The sequence below is a fragment of the Kitasatospora sp. NPDC087271 genome (genome assembly GCF_044744605.1).
Classification (GTDB): Bacteria; Actinomycetota; Actinomycetes; order Streptomycetales; family Streptomycetaceae; genus Kitasatospora.
In genome coordinates this window covers 745970-762504 of sequence record NZ_JBIUYQ010000002.1, presented here as the reverse complement: position 1 = coordinate 762504, position 16535 = coordinate 745970, and the positions used below count along the sequence as shown (strand labels likewise).

General features: G+C 71.1%; 12 protein-coding genes and 4 tRNA genes. 9 read left to right on the top strand and 7 right to left on the bottom strand.

Going from position 1 to position 16535, the window contains the following annotated elements; all coding sequences use genetic code 11:
- The first annotated feature begins 62 nt into the window (after positions 1-62).
- From ACIO9K_RS06570 to ACIO9K_RS06555, 4 genes are all read left to right on the top strand, one after another.
- A complete protein-coding gene (locus ACIO9K_RS06570; protein ID WP_350880588.1) occupies positions 63-404 on the top strand; it encodes a metallopeptidase family protein in 342 nt (113 codons plus the stop codon).
- Between the two features lie 126 nt (positions 405-530).
- A tRNA-Glu gene (locus ACIO9K_RS06565) sits at positions 531-603 on the top strand.
- Positions 604-658: 55 nt separating this feature from the next.
- Positions 659-732: transfer RNA gene (locus tag ACIO9K_RS06560), tRNA-Asp, on the top strand.
- 27 nt (positions 733-759) lie between these two features.
- Positions 760-833, top strand: a tRNA-Phe gene (locus ACIO9K_RS06555).
- Between the two features lie 265 nt (positions 834-1098).
- Here ACIO9K_RS06555 and ACIO9K_RS06550 read toward each other — a convergent pair.
- Positions 1099-2142, bottom strand: a complete 1044-nt coding sequence (locus ACIO9K_RS06550) for a hypothetical protein (RefSeq protein ID WP_400327434.1) — start codon at positions 2140-2142, stop codon at positions 1099-1101.
- A complete protein-coding gene (locus ACIO9K_RS06545; protein ID WP_400327432.1) occupies positions 2139-2669 on the bottom strand; it encodes a SigE family RNA polymerase sigma factor in 531 nt (176 codons plus the stop codon). Before ACIO9K_RS06545 ends, ACIO9K_RS06550 begins: the two co-directional genes overlap by 4 nt.
- Positions 2670-2856: 187 nt before the next feature.
- On the opposite strand from ACIO9K_RS06545, the gene hrpA reads away from it, so the two are divergent.
- Together hrpA and ACIO9K_RS06535 are read left to right on the top strand one after the other, a co-directional pair.
- Positions 2857-6843, top strand: a complete 3987-nt coding sequence (gene hrpA, locus ACIO9K_RS06540) for an ATP-dependent RNA helicase HrpA (protein WP_363621226.1) — start codon at positions 2857-2859, stop codon at positions 6841-6843.
- A 118-nt stretch (positions 6844-6961) separates the two neighbouring features.
- Positions 6962-7035 (top strand) — tRNA-Asp (locus ACIO9K_RS06535).
- A gap of 357 nt (positions 7036-7392) precedes the next feature.
- On the opposite strand, the gene bldC is transcribed toward ACIO9K_RS06535, so the two are convergent.
- Both bldC and ACIO9K_RS06525 read right to left on the bottom strand, forming a co-directional pair.
- Positions 7393-7599 (bottom strand): developmental transcriptional regulator BldC, encoded by a 207-nt coding sequence (gene bldC, locus ACIO9K_RS06530; protein ID WP_014137253.1) that lies wholly within the window; start codon positions 7597-7599, stop codon positions 7393-7395.
- 485 nt (positions 7600-8084) lie between these two features.
- Positions 8085-8981 (bottom strand): hypothetical protein, encoded by an 897-nt coding sequence (locus tag ACIO9K_RS06525; RefSeq protein WP_363621224.1) that lies wholly within the window; start codon positions 8979-8981, stop codon positions 8085-8087.
- 199 nt (positions 8982-9180) lie between these two features.
- Here ACIO9K_RS06525 and ACIO9K_RS06520 point away from each other — a divergent pair, with 199 nt between their 5' ends.
- Both ACIO9K_RS06520 and ACIO9K_RS06515 read left to right on the top strand, forming a co-directional pair.
- The gene (locus tag ACIO9K_RS06520; RefSeq protein ID WP_400327429.1) at positions 9181-10338 is read left to right on the top strand and encodes a Glu/Leu/Phe/Val dehydrogenase dimerization domain-containing protein; all 1158 of its coding nucleotides are present in this window, start codon (positions 9181-9183) and stop codon (positions 10336-10338) included.
- Positions 10339-10754: 416 nt separating this feature from the next.
- Entirely contained in the window at positions 10755-11012 is a 258-nt protein-coding gene (locus tag ACIO9K_RS06515; RefSeq protein WP_063348338.1) for a DUF3073 domain-containing protein, read from the top strand.
- Between the two features lie 161 nt (positions 11013-11173).
- On the opposite strand, the gene purM is transcribed toward ACIO9K_RS06515, so the two are convergent.
- From purM to ACIO9K_RS06500, 3 genes are all read right to left on the bottom strand, one after another.
- Entirely contained in the window at positions 11174-12259 is a 1086-nt protein-coding gene (gene purM / locus ACIO9K_RS06510; RefSeq protein ID WP_363581413.1) for a phosphoribosylformylglycinamidine cyclo-ligase, read from the bottom strand.
- A 79-nt stretch (positions 12260-12338) separates the two neighbouring features.
- Complete coding sequence (gene purF / locus ACIO9K_RS06505) at positions 12339-13922, bottom strand: amidophosphoribosyltransferase (RefSeq protein ID WP_350880611.1); 1584 nt, start codon at positions 13920-13922, stop codon at positions 12339-12341.
- 242 nt (positions 13923-14164) lie between these two features.
- Positions 14165-15019, bottom strand: coding sequence for a diacylglycerol kinase (locus tag ACIO9K_RS06500; protein ID WP_363621220.1), 855 nt, complete (start codon positions 15017-15019; stop codon positions 14165-14167).
- Positions 15020-15145: 126 nt separating this feature from the next.
- Here ACIO9K_RS06500 and ACIO9K_RS06495 point away from each other — a divergent pair, with 126 nt between their 5' ends.
- Positions 15146-16429, top strand: coding sequence for an adenylosuccinate synthase (locus tag ACIO9K_RS06495; RefSeq protein ID WP_063348342.1), 1284 nt, complete (start codon positions 15146-15148; stop codon positions 16427-16429).
- Positions 16430-16535: the final 106 nt, after the last annotated feature.

Below are 16535 nucleotides of genomic sequence, written 5' to 3'. Positions count from 1 at the left end.
CAAACACCGGCTTCCGCCGTCTGGCACAGCGTCACTCCAGACCCGACAATGAACCGGTGGAGATGACCCGGGAAGAGTTCGAGACGCTGGTCAGCGACGCCCTCGACCAGATTCCCCCGCAGCTCGCGGCCATGATGGACAACGTCGCCGTCTTCGTCGAGGACGAACCCGACCCCGCCGACCCGGAACTCCTCGGCCTCTACGAGGGCACCCCGCTCACCGAACGCGGCGAGTGGTACGCGGGCGTCCTGCCCGACCGGATCCTCATCTACCGCGGCCCCACCCTCCGGCACTGCGAGACCCACGACCAGGTCGTCGCCGAAGTCCGCACCACGGTCATCCACGAGGTCGCCCACCACTTCGGCTTCGACGACCACGAACTCGACGAACTCGGCTGGTCCTGACCCCCGCCCCGGGCGGCCCTCGGACGGCCCCCACCCACCCGGCCGAAACCCGTTTTGGCGATCCGCCCTGCATCCCATATGCTTCTCGACGTCCCCGAACGCTGGAAACAGCGGGACAGGCCGCAAGCCCTCATCGTCTAGTGGCCCAGGACGCCGCCCTTTCAAGGCGGTAGCACGGGTTCGAATCCCGTTGGGGGCACGCAGTACCGTAGTAAAAAGCAGTGCCGCAAGACCTTAGTGGGAAACCACTACAAGGTCCCGTGGAGCAGTTGGTTAGCTCGCCACCCTGTCAAGGTGGAGGTCGCGGGTTCAAGTCCCGTCGGGATCGCTCGTCTCGCAAGAGACGGTGTAGTACGGCCAGGTAGCTCAGTTGGTACGAGCGTCCGCCTGAAAAGCGGAAGGTCGCCGGTTCGACCCCGGCCCTGGCCACAGATCGGAAGCCCCGCAGCGTGATCGCTGCGGGGCTTCCGCCGTCCCGGGGGCCGGGCGCCGACCACGCTGGGTGCCGGACACCGGTGGGATTCGGTTCGGGAGGCGTCGCACTCATGGCCCCGGAACACTTCGGCTTCGAGCTGGCCACCGGCGACCTGCTGCCCTACTGATCCCGGGCGGCTCCCCCTCGGGCGGGCTGACCCGAGGGGGACGTGGGCCGGTCGCGCGGGCGGCGCCGGGGCCGGCACAGCGCCGGGCGGGTTCAGTAGGAGCGGAACCAGCTGGCGTCGGTGCCCAGCACGGAGCCGTCCGCCGCGTAGTACGTGAACGTGCGGGCCTGGGCGCCCGGCTTCTTGGCGATCGCGTACCAGCGCGTCGGGGAGTCCCCGAGGGCGACCGGCACCGACGCGCTGACGCCGCCGGTGTCCCAGGTGACCACGACCTTCGCGACCTGGGGCCGGACCCCGGCGATCACCACCGGTGAGGCGCCCAGCTCCCCGCCCTTGAGCCCGAGCATCGTCCCCCCTCCGGAGGTGGCCCGGTCGATGATCGCCCCGTCCGGCGCCCCCGGGGCGGGGGTGTCGTGCATCGCGTCGTCGACCTGGCGCTGCCCGTCCACGGTGGCGTAGAGGTTCACCAGGTCCACGTCCGGGCGCCAGCTCCGGTCGATGTCCGCCCTGGTGGTCTCCGGCAGTTGCGGGATGGCCGCGTGCCGGTCCGCCCAGATCAGCCGGGCCTGCCGGAGGGCGTCCTCCTTGGTGGCGGCCGCCGGCCAGAACGCGGCCCACGCCTGCCACTGCCTGCCGTTCGTGGTGCCCTGGCCGACCACGACCCGGACCGGGGTGAACGGATCCCGCGCGGGAGCGGTCGGTGTCGCGGCGGTGCCCGCGGTGCCTGCGGTGCCCGCGGCGGCCTCGGCGGTGGTGACGGTCCGGGCGTCCGCCACCACCGCCCCCGCGTCGGCCGCGTCGCCCGGCCCCCGCCCCCGCCCGAGCCCGCCGAGTGCCGTCCCCCCGACGACGGCCGCCGCGACCAGCGCCGCCACCGCCCCGCTGGTCAGCAGCCGCCGGCGCCGCAGCCGGCGCCGCCCCCCGGCGACCAGCCGGTCGTACGGGACGGCCCCGATCTCGACGCTTCCGGCCAGCTCGCCCAGGACCCGCGCCGCCGAGGCCTCGGACCCCGCCCCGGCCCTGTCCTCGCCGTCCACGTTCCCCACGGCCCCCTCGTTGCCCTCGTTGCCCTCGTTGCCCTCGTTGCCCTCGTTGCCCTCGTTGCCCTCGTTGCCCTCGTTGCCCTCGTTGCTCATCTTCCGCCTCCGATGCTCGCCAGCCCGTTGAGTGAGGAGGCCTCCCGCAGCTTGGCCAGGCCCCTGGCCGCCTGGCTCTTCACCGTCCCGACCGAGCAGCCCATCGCCGCGGCGGTCTGGGTCTCGGTGAGGTCCTCCCAGTACCGCAGCACGACGGCCTGCCGCTGCCGGGGCGGCAGCGTGCCGAGGGCCGCGAGCAGCGCAGCCCGTTCGTCCAGCCGCGCGTAGCCGTCGGGGCCCTCGGGTGCGGCCCGGTCGGGGACGGCGGTGACCAGTTCCTCGGCCGCTCGGCGGCGGAACCGGCGGGCGTGCTCGTTGATCAGGATCCGGCGCACGTAGGCGTGCGGGTCGTCGGCCGCCCGGACCCGGCCCCAGGCGACGTACGCCCGCTCCAGGGCCTGCTGGACCAAGTCCTCGGCGGTGTGCCGGTCCCCCGCGAGCAGGTACGCCGTCCTGAGCAGCCGCGTCCACGCGCTGCCGGTGAACGCGCGGAACTCCTCGTCCCTCGCGGTCTTCTGGGCTCCCATGAGCACCTCCTCAACCCCCAGAGCCCGAAACCGCCGCGAACCGTTGCCCGGCCCGGCCCGGAGCCGCCCGGCCCGACGTCACCGGCACCCGGGCCCGCCGTTCGCGCTCGGCCGCCGGGGGCTGTGACACTGGAGAGGCTCGAAAACCGAGGTGCGCGCCGCCGTGCCTCCTTGCGAACCTAGAGGGATGCCCGCAGTGAGTTCTCCCGCAGTCCAGTCCGCCCCCGCACCCGCCGAGGGTCCCGGTATCGGTGAGCTGGCCGCCCGCCTGCCCGAGCTGACCCTGCGCGACCAGGTGCGGATCGGGCGCCGACTGGAGGGGGCCCGTCGGGTCCGCAAGCCCGAGGCCCGGCAGAAGGTCGCCGCCCAGATCGCCGCCGACATCGACCGCGCCGAGCTGCTGGTCGAGCAGCGCAGAGGTGCCGTCCCGCCGATCAGCTATCCCGCCGAGCTGCCGGTCAGCCAGAAGAAGGACGAGATCCTGGCGGCCATCCGGGACCACCAGGTGGTGATCGTCGCGGGTGAGACCGGCTCCGGCAAGACCACCCAGATCCCGAAGATCTGTCTGGAGCTGGGCCGCGGCGTGCGCGGTCTGGTCGGCCACACCCAGCCGCGCCGGATCGCCGCCCGTACGGTCGCCGAGCGGGTCGCGGAGGAGTTGCGCAGCCCGCTGGGCGAGGCGGTCGGCTGGAAGGTCCGGTTCACCGACCAGGTCGGCCAGGACACCCTGGTCAAGCTGATGACGGACGGCATCCTGCTCGCGGAGATCCAGACCGACCGCGAACTGCTCCAGTACGACACCCTGATCATCGACGAGGCGCACGAACGCAGCCTCAACATCGACTTCATCCTCGGCTACGTCAAGCAGCTGCTCCCGCGCCGCCCGGACCTCAAGGTCGTGATCACCTCCGCGACCATCGACCCGCAGCGCTTCGCCCGGCACTTCGACGACGCCCCGATCATCGAGGTCTCCGGCCGCACCTACCCGGTGGAGGTCCGGTACCGCCCGGTCGTCGACGACCTGGACGAGGACGACGACGCGACGGACGCCGACCGCGACCGGGACCAGATCCAGGCGATCTGCGAAGCGGCCCAGGAACTCCAGGCCGAGGGCCCGGGCGACATCCTGGTCTTCCTCTCCGGCGAGCGCGAGATCCGCGACACCGCCGACGCCCTGGACAAGCTGAAACTCAAGTCCACCGAGATCCTGCCGCTGTACGCCCGGCTGAGCTCGGCCGAGCAGCACCGGGTGTTCCAGCGCTCCGGCAGCCGCCGGATCGTCCTCGCCACCAACGTCGCCGAGACCAGCCTCACCGTCCCCGGCATCAAGTACGTGATCGACCCGGGCACCGCCCGGATCTCCCGCTACAGCCACCGCACCAAGGTGCAGCGGCTGCCGATCGAGGCGATCAGCCAGGCCAGCGCCAACCAGCGCAAGGGCCGCTGCGGCCGCACCTCCGACGGCATCTGCATCCGGCTCTACTCGGAGGAGGACTTCCTCTCCCGCCCCGAGTTCACCGACGCCGAGATCCTGCGCACCAACCTGGCCTCGGTGATCCTGCAGATGACGGCGGCGGGCCTCGGCGACATCGCCGCCTTCCCGTTCCTGGACCCGCCGGACTCCCGCAACATCAAGGACGGCGTGCACCTGCTGCACGAGCTGGGCGCGCTGGACCCGGACGAGAAGGACCCGCGCAAGCGCCTCACCGCGCTCGGCCGCCAGCTGGCCCAGCTCCCGGTGGACCCGCGGATGGCCCGGATGGTGCTGGAGGCCGACAAGAACGGCTGCGTGCGCGACGTGATGGTGATCGCCGCCGCGCTGTCCATCCAGGACCCGCGCGAGCGCCCCGCCGAGAAGCGCCAGGCCGCCGACGAGCGGCACCGCCGGTTCAACTCGGAGACCTCCGACTTCCTGTCCTACCTGGCGATGTGGCGCTACGTCCGGGAGCAGCAGCGCGAGCTGTCCTCCTCGGCCTTCCGCCGGATGTGCAAGGCGGAGTTCCTCAACTACCTGCGGATACGGGAGTGGCAGGACATCTACACCCAGCTGCGCACGGTCGCCAAGCAGTTGGGCGTCACCATCGAGGAGCCGCACGAGGACGCCGAGCCGGACGCCGACCGGATCCACCAGTCGCTGCTGGCCGGCCTGCTCTCCCACATCGGCCTGTTCGACGTGGAGAAGCGCGAGTACGGCGGCGCGCGCGGCGCCCGGTTCGCGGTGTTCCCGGGCTCGGGCCTGTTCAAGAAGCCGCCGCGCTGGGTGATGTCGGCCGAGCTGGTGGAGACGTCCCGGCTGTGGGCGCGGATCAACGCCAAGATCGAGCCGGAGTGGGTGGAGCCGCTGGCCGGCCACCTGATCAAGCGGACGTACAGCGAGCCGCACTGGGAGAAGAAGGCCGGAGCCGTCCTGGCGTACGAGCGGGTGACGCTCTACGGGATGCCGGTCGTCACCCAGCGCAAGGTCAACTACGGCCGGATCGACCCGGAGCTGTGCCGCGAGCTGTTCATCCGCAACGCGCTGGTCGAGGGCGACTGGGAGACCCACCACCGGTTCTTCGCCGAGAACCGCAAGCTGCTCGGCGAGGTCGAGGAGCTGGAGAACCGGGCCCGGCGCCGGGACATCATGGTCGACGACCAGACCCTGTTCGAGTTCTACGACGCCCGGCTGCCGGAGGACGTGGTCTCCACCCGGCACTTCGACTCCTGGTGGAAGAAGGCCCGGCACGAGCAGCCGGACCTGCTCAACTTCGAGAAGTCGATGCTGATCAACGACTCCGCGGACGGCGTCACGGAGGCCGACTACCCGGACCACTGGCAGCAGGGCAAGCTGCGCTTCCAGCTGACCTACCAGTTCGAACCGGGCAGCGACGCGGACGGCGTGACCGTCCACATCCCGCTGCCGGTGCTCAACCAGGTCACCGCGGAGGGCTTCGACTGGCAGATCCCGGGCCTGCGGACGGAGCTGGTCACCGCGTACATCAAGTCGCTGCCGAAGGCGATCCGGCGCAACTTCGTGCCGGCGCCGGACTTCGCGAAGGCGGCGCTGCGCGCGGTGAAGGACCGCCAGGAGCCGCTGCTGCCGTCCCTGGAGCACGCCCTCAAGCGCCTGACGGCCATCACCGTGCCGCCGGAGGCCTGGGACGACGAGCGGGTGCCGGACCACCTCAAGGTGACCTTCCGGGTGGTGGACGGCCGCCGCAAGCTCGCCGAGTCCAAGGACCTGGAGGAGCTGCGGCTGCGGCTCAAGCCGAAGCTCAAGGAGACGCTGTCCTCGGCGGCCTCCGGCCAGGGCATCGAGCAGGGCGGGCTGACCGCCTGGCCGGGCGGCCTGCCCGTGCTCCAGCGCACCTTCGAGCAGCGCTCGCGCGGCCACTCGCTGCGCGCCTACCCGGCCCTGGTGGACGAGGGGGCGTCGGTCGGCGTGAAGCTGTTCGACACCCCGCAGGCGCAGACGCGGTCGATGTGGGAGGGCACCCGCCGGCTGCTGATGCTGACCACCACCTCCCCGGCCAAGTCGATCCAGGGCCGGCTGGGCAACCAGGCGAAGCTGGCGCTCTCGCACAACCCGCACGGCTCGGTGAACGCCCTCTTCGAGGACGTGGTGGCCTGTGCGACGGACCGGCTGATGACCCTGGCCGGCGGACCGGCCTGGGACGAGGCGGCCTTCGGCACGCTGCACGACAAGGTGCGGGCGGACCTGTACGACCTGTCCGCGGACACCACGCTGAAGACGGCCACCGCACTGATCGCCTTCCACAAGGCCTCGACCCGGCTGAAGTCGGTGAGCAGCCCGGTGCTGCTGAACGCGGTGAACGACATCCGGCTGCACCTGGCCTCCCTGGTGCACCCGGGCTTCGTCACGGACACCGGCTGGCAGCGGCTGCCGGACCTCAAGCGCTACCTGCTGGCGGTGGACCGCCGGCTGGAGGCGCTGCCCAACCACCCGCAGCGGGACGCCCAGCAGCTGCTGAAGGTCCAGCAGGTGCAGCGGGAGTACGGGGAGCTGCTGGCGGCGGTGCCGGCCGGCCGGCAGCCGTCCGCGGAGGTGCTGGCGATCCGCTGGATGATCGAGGAGTTGCGGGTCAGCTTCTTCGCCCAGTCGCTGGGCACGCCGAGCCCGGTGTCGGAGAAGCGGATCACCAAGGCGATGGAGGCCGCCAGGGCCACGCTCTGAGCTGGGCGGCGGCCTCCTCGGGGGCCCTCAGGTGCCAGTTCGACCTGGGGGCCCACCATGGGCTACGATCTGTCTTGTTCGCAGCGCGGCAAGCGAGTGAACGAGATCAGAAAACTCTGGTCCCGTGGAGCAGTTGGTTAGCTCGCCACCCTGTCAAGGTGGAGGTCGCGGGTTCAAGTCCCGTCGGGATCGCCGCAGTGCGAGAGGCCCGGAACCGTCAGGTTCCGGGCCTCTCGCTTTTGGCGTTCGGTGTTTATCCCGGACCAGGTCCAGACCACAAGTGACAGACGGTGTGACGGTCGTCACTTATCTTTTCCCGAGAACACCCCCGCACCACCCCCACCAAGACCTCACTAATTTAATATGTAAAATTGTACAGCCATTAACTGTAAATCCCCCCCGCATCATGCGCATCGAATCGTTATCCGGAGTTCAGCATTCCGTACGTTGTGCCGAGTACCCGGGCACCGCGAGCGGACATGGCAAAGGGGCCGCTTACCGGACCCGGCGGAGTCCGGTAAGCGGCCCCTTTAAAGAGCCTTCGGCCTATCAGGCCTCAGTGCGCTGAGCGGGAATCCCGGCCAGCAGAGCGCGCACCTCCGCCTCGCGGTAACGGCGGTGACCGCCGAGCGTGCGAATGGACGTCAGCTTGCCCGCCTTGGCCCAACGAGTGACCGTCTTCGGGTCCACGCGGAACATGGTGGCGACCTCTGCCGGCGTCAGCAGGGGCTCAGCATCAGGGGTACGAGCGGTCATGAGCGGCCTCCTCGGGAGAACCGAACCAGGGCGGTTCTATCCTTCAAATTCTGCACCTTGGCCCGCGATGCCCGAAATGGCATAGACGGGCCGAGTCGGTTATAGGACGAACGGCTTGTCCTGGTGTCTACAACTACACCATCCGTCCAGCCCTATCGACCAAACCGCCAAAATTGACCCCTCACGGGTTCAAGAGCGACGGATGGCGATGGACCACCCCATAACGGGCAGTCACGCGGCCGTGACGCCTGGTTACGAGGGGACCAGACCCCCTGTTTCCCCGCAAAGCACGCATCGACTCCAGAACCACCCAAAAGTGGGCATGCCCGCGTGAAGTTGGGCTGGTTGTCCCATTTTTGCACATAGGGGTAAGTTCGCGTCAACGGTGAGTAGTGTCACGTTCGACAGCTATTGACCCGAACCAGGACCTTGGTCATCCAGCTCGGGCCATAGGACTCTTACAGTCATACACGGGTGGTCGGACGTCAGTTCGCGTACCGCAGCGCCAGCACCCTCCGCCAGCGCGCCGTCAGTTCCCCGTACGCGCGCAGCGCCTCCGCGGTGTCCCCCGCCCGCAGCGCGCGGAGCCCCTCCTCCAGCTCCCCCGCCGAACGGTCCGCCAACAGCCGCTCCGGCCCCAGCAAATGCACCAGCCCCCCGTAGTCCAGCTCCACCAGCGAGCGCGGATGGAATTCCTCCAGCCACCGCCCGATCCGTTCCGCCCCCCGGACCAGTTCCCCGTCCGGCACCTCTTCACGCAGTGCCCGGAAGGCCCGGGCCACCCGGCGGCGCGCCTGCGCCATCGGCACCAGGTAGAACAGCGCCGCCGCCCGCCCCGGCTTGCCCCGCTCCTGCGCCGGCACGAAACAGCGGTCCTCGTCCCCGAACGGCAGGAACCAGCGCACCGGCACCTCCCACCGGCTGGTCAGGATCCACGGCCGGGCGTCCGGATGGCCGGCCCGCCAGCGCTCCCGGTCCGCCTCCGCCGCCGCCCGGGCCACCGGCGGCACCGCGGTGTCCAGCAGCGCCACCGGCGCGGCCGCCCGCAGCTCCTCCAGCGCCTGCCAGCTGCGCAGCCTGGTCGCCCACGGGCAGACGTACAGCACGCCGTCCACCACCCGCAGGTAGGCCCGCCCGCTCTCCCGCTCGGGCAGCGCCCGGGGCGTCCGGGCGGCCAGCTCCGCCAGCGCCTCCCGCTGCTCCTCCAGGACGGCCGCGGCCACCGGCTGCGCCGCCTCGACGGCGTCCGGACCGCGCTCCGCCGCGTAGGCCTGCCAGCGCGCCCGCTCGGACTCCGGGTAGGCGGCCAGCGGCTCGTAGACCCGCAGGTGGGCGGCGTAGGGCGGCAGTACCGAGGTGCGCACGACGGTCACGTCCTGCATGGTCGCACGCGCCGACCGGCCCCGGGAGGGCGCGCCCCCGAACCCCTTCGCGCCCGCACCGCGCACCCCCGGCGTCCCATTCCCCGGACCGCGGGGACAAGCTCGGACAAGAGGGCGGATCGGCGACGCTCCCGCGACTACGCTTCGCCCTAGGCGCCCGCACCACAGCAGGCGGGCCTTCGATACTGGAGTCACCACAGTGACCGACGTACAGACATCCGCCACGCACCCCGCACCCGGAGTGCTCAGCAGGATCTTCCGCACCGAGCAGGACGGCGCCCCCGGCGACGGCCACGAGCAGGTCGTCCTCTGCCACGACCGCAGCTCCGGGCTCAAGGCGATCATCGCCATCCACTCCACCGCACTGGGCCCGGCCCTCGGCGGCACCCGCTTCTTCCCGTACGCCTCCGAGGAGGCGGCCCTGGAGGACGCGCTCAACCTGTCCCGCGGCATGTCCTACAAGAACGCGCTGGCCGGGCTCGACCTCGGCGGCGGCAAGGCCGTCATCATCGGCGACCCCGCCAAGGACAAGAACGAGGCGATGCTCCGCGCCTACGGCCGCTTCGTGGAGTCCCTGCGCGGCCGCTACATCACCGCCTGCGACGTGGGCACCTACGTGCAGGACATGGACGTCATCGCGCGCGAGACGCAGTTCGTGACGGGCCGCTCGCCCGAGCACGGCGGCGCCGGCGACTCGTCCATCCTGACCGCCTTCGGCGTCTTCCAGGGCATGCGCGCCACCGCCCAGGCCCGCTGGGGCCAGCCGACCCTGCGCGGGAAGCGGGTCGGCGTCGCGGGCGTCGGCAAGGTCGGCCACTACCTGGTCGGCCACCTCGTCGCGGACGGCGCCACCGTCGTCATCACCGACGTCTCCGAGACCGCCGTGAACCGCGTCCGCGCGGCCCACCCGGAGGTGGAGGTCGTCGCCGACACCGCCGCCCTGCTGCAGGCCCGGCTGGACGTCTACGCCCCCTGCGCCCTGGGCGGCGCGCTGACCGACGACACGGTGGCCGCGCTCGGCGAGTCCGGCACCACGATCGTCTGCGGCGCGGCCAACAACCAGCTGGCCCACCCGGGCGTCGAGAAGGACCTCGCGGACCGCGGCATCCTCTACGCGCCGGACTACCTGGTGAACTCCGGCGGCGTGATCCAGGTCGCCGACGAGATCGAGGGCTTCAACTTCGACCGGGCCAAGAACAAGGCCACCAGGATCTTCGACACCACCCTGGAGATCTTCACCCGGGCCGCCTCCGACGGCGTCCCGCCGGCGGTCGCCGCCGACCGCTTGGCCGAGAAGCGGATGCGCGAGATCAGCGCGCTGCGCACGGTCCTGCTGCCGGGCGCCCGCCGGGCCTGATCCGGCGCCCCCGGAACCTCGGACGCGCGGGGGGCGGCCGCACCCCCGTGACCCGCCCCCGGGCGGGAGGGGCCCAGCCGTCCCCCGCGCATCACGATGTGGAACCGGATTCTCACTTCTGCGCCCGATCGGGTGATCCAAGGTCCCCCTTGGGGGGATAATCGGTCCTGGAACGACGGACCTGAGACACCTCCGGACAGCGCGCAAACCGCCGCAAAACCTCCCCTGACCTGGGAAGACCTGGTCTCGGGTGCGGCCGGTGCGCGCCACGTCACACCGACGACGTACCGTCCAGCGGCGGAAACAGGTACCGTTAATGCTCCAAGGGACGGTCCTCCCATTCGGGCAGGCCGGTCCTGATCATGAACACGTGTCAGACTCGGGGCCGTGAGCCCCATCGTTGAGGGGGTCGACCCATGGGGCGCGGCCGGGCCAAGGCCAAGCAGACGAAGGTCGCCCGCGAGCTGAAGTACAACAGCGGCGGGTTTGACGCTAACCGTCTGTCCAACGAGCTGGGCGCATCGCCGTCCACCGCTCCGATCGACCCGGAGCCGATCGAGGAGGAGGAGGACGACGACCCGTATGCCGAGTACGCCGCCCGCTATGCCGACCTCGACGACGAGGACGACACCGAGCCGGGCACCGGGCCGTCGCAGGCCTCTCGCCGCTCGTAGCCAGTAGTTTCGCCGACCGGCCCAGGCGCCCAGCGCGCCAGGCCGGTCTTCGGCGTTCCCGCGTACCGGATGGTGTACCGGGTGGTCGCCGCCCCGGGTGGCTGGACGACGAGAGGGCCCCTCCGGTGCGCCGGAGGGGCCCTCTCGTCGTCCAGCCGGGCTCAGCCCGCGGTGAAGCCCTCGTAGGCGTTGTAGAGCGCCGCGCCGGCCTCGTGCTCGCCGGTGCGCTCGACGATGTCGCCGAGCAGCCAGGCCTCGACGCCGCGGTCCTCCAGGATCGCCAGCACGGCGTCCACCGAGGACGGCGGGACGACCGCGACCATGCCGACGCCCATGTTGAGCGTCTTCTCGATCTCCAGGGTGGCCACCTTGCCGACCTGGGCGACGGTCTGGAAGACCGGCAGCGGGGTCCAGGTGCCGCGGTCCAGGCGGGCGTGCAGGCCCTCCGGGACGACCCGGGCCAGGTTGGCCGCCAGGCCGCCGCCGGTGACGTGCGAGAAGGCGTGGATCTCGGTGGCGCGGGTGAGCGCCAGGCAGTCCAGCGAGTAGATCCGGGTCGGCTCCAGCAGCTCCTCGCCGAGCGTGCGGCCGAACTCCTCGACCTTGCGGTCCAGCTTCCAGCCGGCCTCGTTCAGCAGCACGTGGCGCACCAGCGAGTAGCCGTTGGAGTGCAGGCCCGAGGCCGCCATCGCGATCACCACGTCGCCGGCCCGCACGCGGTCGGCGCCGAGCAGCGCGTCGGCCTCGACCACGCCGGTGCCGGCGCCCGCGACGTCGTACTCGTCCGGGCCGAGCAGGCCCGGGTGCTCGGCGGTCTCGCCGCCGACCAGGGCGCAGCCGGCCAGCGCGCAGCCCTCGGCGATGCCCTTGACGATCGCGGCGACCCGCTCCGGCACGACCTTGCCGACGCAGATGTAGTCGGTCATGAACAGCGGCTCGGCGCCGCACACGACCAGGTCGTCGACGACCATGCCGACCAGGTCGTGGCCGATGGTGTCGTGCTTGTCCATGGCGGCCGCGATGGCCACCTTGGTCCCCACGCCGTCGGTGGCCGAAGCCAGCAGCGGCCGCTCGTAGCGCTTGAAGGCGGACGCGTCGAAGAGGCCGGCGAAGCCGCCGAGACCGCCGACCACCTCGGGGCGGTTCGCCTTCTTCACCCACTGCTTCATGAGCTCGACGGCGCGGTCGCCCGCCTCGATGTCGACGCCGGCTGCGGCGTAGGTGGCGCCGTTCTGGTTGCTGGTCACTACGGTGCGGCCCTCTCGGGTCTGGTGGGGGCTGGAACAGCGGTGGGGCCCCGTTTCGCGGGACCCCACCGTGGATTCGTTACGGGCGGCGCAGCGCGTCGGCCGCGCCCGCCCCGCCGAGCAGCGACTGGACGCCGTCCAGGTCGCTGCCGCTGGTCGGCTTGCCGCGCACGGCCGGCGGCTGCTGGCTGCCCTTGATCTCGGCCTCCAGCAGGAGCTTGCCGAGCAGTGCCGGGTCCGGCAGCTCCATCGGGTACTCGCCGTCGAAGCAGGCCCGGCAGAGCCTGTCCTTGGGCTGCTTGGTGGCCTCGATCATGCCGTCGATCGAGATGTAGGAGAGCGAGTCCGCGCCGAGCGTGCGGCCGATCTCCTCGACGGTCATCCCGTTGGCGATCAGCTCCGCCCGGGTGGCGAAGTCGATGCCGAAGAAGCACGGCCACTTCACCGGCGGCGAGGAGATCCGGATGTGCACCTCGGCGGCGCCGGCCTCGCGCAGCATCCGCACCAGCGCGCGCTGGGTGTTGCCGCGGACGATCGAGTCGTCGACGACCACCAGGCGCTTGCCCGCGATGACCTCGCGCAGCGGGTTGAGCTTGAGCCGGATGCCGAGCTGACGGATGGTCTGGCTGGGCTGGATGAAGGTGCGGCCCACGTAGGCGTTCTTCACCAGGCCGGAGCCGTACGGGATGCCGCTGGCCTCGGCGTAGCCGATCGCGGCGGGGGTGCCGGACTCCGGCGTCGCTATCACCAGGTCGGCCTCGACGGGCGCCTCCTTCGCCAGGCGGCGGCCCATCTCCACGCGGGAGAGGTGCACGTTGCGCCCGGCGATGCTGGTGTCGGGGCGGGCCAGGTAGACGTACTCGAACACGCAGCCCTTGGGCTTCGCCTCGGCGAAGCGGGAGCTGCGCATGCCGTTCTCGTCGACGGCGATCAGCTCGCCGGGCTCGACCTCGCGGATGAACGAGGCGCCGCAGATGTCCAGCGCCGCCGTCTCGGAGGCGACCACCCAGCCGCGCTCCAGCCGACCGAGCACCAGCGGGCGGATGCCCTGCGGGTCGCGGGCGGCGTAGAGGGTGTGCTCGTCCATGAAGACGAGCGAGAACGCGCCCTTGACCTTGGGCAGCACGACCTTGGCCGTCTCCTCGATGGAGAGGTCCGGGTGGCCGGCGAGCAGCGCGGTCACCAGGTCGGTGTCGTTGGTCGCGGCGCTCCGCCCGGAGCGGGAGACGTGCTCCTCACCGGGCAGTTCGGCGACCATCGCCGCCAGTTCGGCGGTGTTCACCAGGTTTCCGTTGTGCCCGAGGGCCAGCGAACCGTGCACGGTCGCGCGGAAGGTCGGCTGGGCGTTCTCCCAGACCGAGGACCCGGTGGTCGAGTAGCGGGCGTGTCCGACGGCGATATGCCCGTGCAACGACCCCAGGGAGGCCTCGTCGAAGACCTGGGACACGAGCCCCATGTCCTTGAAGACGAGAATCTGGGAGCCGTTGCTCACTGCGATGCCCGCGGATTCCTGACCGCGGTGCTGCAGGGCGTAAAGGCCGAAGAACGTGAGCTTGGCGACCTCCTCGCCGGGAGCCCAGACACCGAAGACGCCGCAAGCGTCCTGGGGGCCTTTCTCACCGGGAAGAAGATCGTGGTTGAGTCTTCCGTCACCACGTGGCACGTCTTCGAGTCTAGGGCAGCGGGCACGGGCTTCCGGAACCCGGGCGGCCGGGATTGTCTGGCGATCGGCCGGTAACGCGCGTAGACAAAACCCCTTACCGGGTGGGGATTTCGGGTGGGGGGAATTCCGGCCGGAGGCGGTTGGCCTTGTGGTTCGCGCCTGTTGGGGCGTTCCGTGTGCGGAGGGCCGGGAGTCGGGGCGACGGCGAAAGTGAGCCTGCTCACCCGGGGTTCACCCCGGCGTCACGCGGCGGGCAGCAACAGGCCCCAGGCGCCCGGGTGGACCGTCCAGGTGCGGGCGCGGACCGGACCGACGGGGTGGCCGTCCGCCTCGTAGCCGAAGCCGCGCCCGACCACCGAGACGCTCTCCGCCCGGGCCCGCACCAGGGCGCCGGGTGCGCGGATCACCACCTCCAGCACGCCGGCGGCGTCCGCCTCGGCGCCCGGCAGGGTCAGCTGGACCAGCCGCACCGGCCGGTGCACGTCGGCGAGCAGCCGGCCGTCGGCCTCGACCCGGACCCGGGGGTTGTGCTCGGCGGAGGACCGGCCGTCCGCCGCGAGTGCGTTCGCCTGCTCGGCCGCAGCAAGTTTCGCCCATAGCGAACGCCAACCACCCGTACGGCCTGCCGGACGCCGCGTCCCGGCACCGGTGATCCGCACCCCTCCCAGCGCCACCCCGCCGCCGTCGTCCACCAGCAGGTCGAGCTTGCGCGCCGCACCCGACAGCACCGCCCGCGCGGCCCGGACCGGCTCGCCCGGCACCCCGAGCGCGCGGGCCGCGGCCAGTTCCTCCGACCGGCCGACCGGAACCATGCCCACCGGATCGGCGCCCAGCTCACGCTGGCGGTACAGGGCTTGGAGCACCCGCTGCAACGCCAGGTCGGAACCGATCACGACCGGGCGCCGACGGCCCCGGTGCGAAAGCACCCGGTCGAGTTCGGACGGGCTCTCCGGATAGACCACCTTGACGTCCGCGCCTCCGCAGAGCACGTCCTTCGCGATCCGCACCGACTCGCCGTCGGTCTGCCGGGCCGCCGGGTCGAGGAGCAGCAGGAGCGGCTCGGGGCCGCCGGTTGCGGGCGTGGACAGGGACGACACGACCGGTCCTTCCTCAGGTAATCTCTCGGTGCAAGAGCCCCTTGCGCTACTGCGCCAGGGGCTTCGTCTATCTCGGGGCAGACTGCGGCCTACGCAGGATGCCCCAACCGGAAGGGGTGTACGCCTGTGCCGGCACTCGTGCTCGTTGGCGCTCAGTGGGGGGACGAGGGCAAGGGGAAGGCCACCGACCTCCTCGGCGGCTCCGTCGACTACGTCGTCCGCTACCAGGGCGGCAACAACGCCGGTCACACGGTGGTCATCGGCGACCAGAAGTACGCCCTGCACCTGCTCCCCTCCGGCATCCTCAGCCCTAACGTGACGCCGGTCATCGGCAACGGCGTCGTCATCGACCCGGGCGTGCTGCTCTCCGAGCTGAGCGGCCTCAACGACCGTGGCATCGACACCTCCAAGCTGCTGGTCTCGGGCAACGCCCACCTGATCACGCCGTACCACCGCACCCTGGACAAGGTCACCGAGCGCTTCCTCGGCAAGCGCCGGATCGGCACCACCGGCCGCGGCATCGGCCCGACCTACGCGGACAAGATCAACCGCGTCGGCATCCGGGTCCAGGACCTGTTCGACGAGTCGATCCTGCGCCAGAAGATCGAGGCGGCGCTGCACGACAAGAACCAGATCCTGGTCAAGCTGTACAACCGCCGCGCCATCCCGGCCGAGCTGGTCGTCGAGGAGTACCTCGGCTACGCGGACAAGATCAAGCCCTTCCTCGCCGACACCACCCTCGTCCTGGACCAGGCGCTCAAGGCGAACAAGGTCGTCCTGCTGGAGGGCGGCCAGGGCACCCTGCTCGACGTCGACCACGGCACGTACCCCTTCGTGACCTCGTCGAACCCGACCTCGGGCGGCGCCTGCACCGGCGCCGGCATCGGCCCGACCAAGATCGACCGGGTCATCGGCATCCTCAAGGCCTACACCACCCGCGTCGGCTCCGGCCCGTTCCCGACCGAGCTGCTGGACGAGGACGGCGAGGCGCTGCGCCGCATCGGCGGCGAGCGCGGTGTCACCACCGGCCGTGACCGTCGCTGCGGCTGGTTCGACGCGGTCATCGCGCGCTACGCGACCCGGGTCAACGGCCTCACCGACTTCTTCCTCACCAAGCTCGACGTGCTCACCGGCTGGGAGCAGATCCCGGTCTGCGTCGCGTACGAGATCGACGGCAAGCGGGTCGAGGAACTCCCGTACAACCAGTCCGACTTCCACCACGCCAAGCCGATCTACGAGACGCTGCCGGGCTGGACCGAGGACATCAGCAAGGCCAAGACCTTCGCCGAGCTGCCGAAGAACGCGCAGGCGTACGTGAAGGCGCTGGAGGAGATGTCCGGCGCGCCGATCTCCGCCATCGGCGTCGGCCCGGGCCGCGACGAGACGATCCAGATCAACTCGTTCATCTGAGCCTGATCCGGTCGAGGGCCCCGCGGGACGTCCCGCGGGGCCCTTCGCTTTGCCCGCTCCACCGATTTTGCACTAGTGCAGAAGTTCATTGCATCTAGTGCAGCAT